We start from the raw sequence: 2593 nt of genomic DNA, 5'->3' as shown, positions 1-2593 counted from the left end.
TTGGGTGCTGTGGGCTTTCGCCCGACAGGACGGTCTTATGCTCGAGCTAGACGAACTCCACCTGGTTGTCGTGACTGACAATGAGACCGACGCGCTGTCGAGTATCGATAACGACGTGCAGGCCAACGAGCGGGTGGCGCTGCTTGACCGCCTAGAACCGTCGTTCGTGATTGACGGGAAAGACCACATCTCGGTGCTTGACCACATGTGTTGTGCATCCCACGGGTTCTCCGTGCTTGCAACCGGAGTCAAGGACAGCACATCACGGACGGCTTTGTTTGATGTTGGACCGTACGGCGATATCTGGTTGGCGAACGCGGTTCGCCTAGATATTGATCTTTCGGCGATCGAGACCGTGTTCTTGTCACACTGGCACTGGGATCACAGTGGGGGTCTCGTGGCCGTCATTGCCGCGATCGCCGGCGCTCGATCCGAGGCGGGTCTTCCTGCCCCGGTTCTTGAGGTTCATCCCAACCGGCCGGATCACCGCGGAACTCGGCTCTCCGATGGCCGGGTGGTTCTGTTGCCAGAGGATCCGACCTTCGAGCAGCTCGATGCGGCTGGAGCGAACATCGTATTGAGTGACGTCGATCACGACATCGCAGATGGTTTTTTCCATGGCAGTGGCGAGATTCCCCGGCTGACGTCGTTCGAGACCGGGCTCAGCGGTCACGAAACGCGACGTAACGGTACCTTCGAGTCAGACCCGCTGATCCTTGACGAGCGGTACTTTGCGGCGAATGTAAGGGGGCGCGGCACGACCATTCTGTCCGCCTGTTCGCACGCCGGGATCATCAACGTTGCCACCGCCGCAAGTCAACTGCACAACTCACCGCTGGATCTGGTTCTCGGGGGATATCACCTTGCAGGAAAGGTTATGGAGGAGCGCATATCGGACACCGTGGCGGCCCTCAAGGCACTCGACCCCCGCCTGGTCGCTCCCGGCCATTGCACCGGATGGCGGGCCAAAGCCGCCCTCGCCGCAGCTTTCTCATCATCAAGACAATACGCCCCCAGTGTTGTAGGTACCCAGTATCACCTGCGGGCCTAGCCAGCTGTTCGGGGGACCCCTCTGGTTAGATGTCGAAGCCGATGGCGGCGACCGGGGTGGTGACCGACATTTCCGGTGGCGACGCCATGAGTGGCCCGAACGCCGCCATGGCAGCCCTCATGGCGTCGCTTTGGCCGTCTGTTGCATCGATTCCTGATCGGTCATGAGGGCGAAAACCAGAAGTGGTCGTCGGTGCCACGGTGGTATGAGTAGATCTCAACGCCAGGTTCCTGCCGGGCGGCTCCGGTCATTTGCGAGAGCACGGCCGCCATCTCGTCGCCCTTGCCCTCTTGACAGGTAATCGTGTCTACGGGTGTACTGCGTCGACGGTCGACATCAGTATCACGAAACGTGGCGCCGGATTCCGGACATTACCGTACCGTTTTTCTTGCCGGCAGATGAACAGTCGTAGAAGGTGTCCACAGACCCGCACCCCATTCGTAAGTAAGGTGAGAGCGGGAAGCGCCCGCCTGAATTGAGGAGCAATCATGAGTCAGTACCTGTTGTCGACCTACACGTCGACCGAAGGTGCTCCCGCCGCACCGGGTTCGCCCGAGGAAATGCAGGCCTTCATGGGCAGGGTTATAGCCCTTGAAGCCGACATGACTTCGACCGGAACGTTCTTGTTCGGTGGTGCCCTTCATGGGCCAGACGCTTCGACGGTCGTGCGGGCTATCGACGCCGACATGATCATGACCGACGGACCGTTCGTCGAGGCCAAAGAACACATCGCCGGCTTCTATGTCATCGATGCAGAGGATCTTGACGAAGCCCTTTCCTGGGCTCGAAGGGTGGTCGATGCCATCGGACGTCCGATCGAGGTGCGACCGTTTCAAGCCACCGGCCGGGCAGCCGATCACATGCCTGAGATGCCGGGCGCCTAGCGGATGGACGGGGTTGCCGAGCGAGGGGCGGCGCCCCCGGTCGAGCAGGTCTTCCGGGATGTGTACGGTCAGGCCGTCGCGACCCTCACCCGGGTGTTTGGTGACATCTCGCTGGCCGAAGACGCAGTCCAAGATGCCTTTCTGGTGGCGAGCGATCGTTGGCCACGGACGGGGATGCCGCAAAATCCGGCGGGATGGATCATCACGACTGCCCGAAATCGGGCCATAGACACCCTCCGAAGATCGAAACGAGGCGCCGAGCTCGTCGAGCAACTGATTCCTGCGGGGGCTGTTCCGGCGTCGGCCAACTCTGGCGAAGAGGAAACGATGGTACGGGACGATCAACTCCGACTTATTTTCACCTGTTGTCATCCGGCGTTGCGGTCCGAACATCAGGTGGCCCTGACCCTCCGCCTGCTGGGCGGTTTGACCCTCGCCGAGGTGGCCCGATCATTCCTGGTGAGCGAGTCGGCGATGGAAAAGCGGCTCGTTCGGGCCAAGTACAAGATCAAAGCAGCCAACATCCCGTATCGAGTCCCGCCCGACAGTGAGTTGCCAAACCGACTTCGGTCCGTTCTGGCGGTGGTCTATCTGATCTACAACTCGGGTGCTGACGATCCGGAGCGGGGAGTGCTGCGTAACGAAGCGATTCGACTCG

Annotated in this window: 4 protein-coding genes; 3 read left to right on the top strand and 1 reads right to left on the bottom strand. The window is 60.9% G+C overall.

The features are described 5' to 3' along the window. Nucleotides 1-37: 37 nt before the first annotated feature. Entirely contained in the window at nt 38-1051 is a 1014-nt protein-coding gene (locus tag JJE47_16570) for an MBL fold metallo-hydrolase (GenBank protein MBK5269036.1), read from the top strand. 25 nt (nt 1052-1076) lie between these two features. Here the strand turns inward: JJE47_16570 and JJE47_16565 are convergent, their stop codons facing one another. After that, nucleotides 1077-1271: a hypothetical protein gene (locus JJE47_16565; protein ID MBK5269035.1), complete on the bottom strand. Its 195-nt coding sequence runs from the start codon at nt 1269-1271 to the stop codon at nt 1077-1079. Between the two features lie 268 nt (nt 1272-1539). Here JJE47_16565 and JJE47_16560 point away from each other — a divergent pair, with 268 nt between their 5' ends. Then, nucleotides 1540-1935: a hypothetical protein gene (locus JJE47_16560; protein MBK5269034.1), complete on the top strand. Its 396-nt coding sequence runs from the start codon at nt 1540-1542 to the stop codon at nt 1933-1935. A 3-nt stretch (nt 1936-1938) separates the two neighbouring features. Beyond that, a partial coding sequence (locus tag JJE47_16555; protein MBK5269033.1) for a sigma-70 family RNA polymerase sigma factor occupies nt 1939-2593 on the top strand: 655 nt, incomplete at its 3' end.

The organism is Acidimicrobiia bacterium (assembly GCA_016650365.1).
Lineage (GTDB): Bacteria > Actinomycetota > Acidimicrobiia > Spongiisociales > JAENVV01 > JAENVV01.
This window is presented reverse-complemented; position numbering and strand designations above follow the sequence as displayed.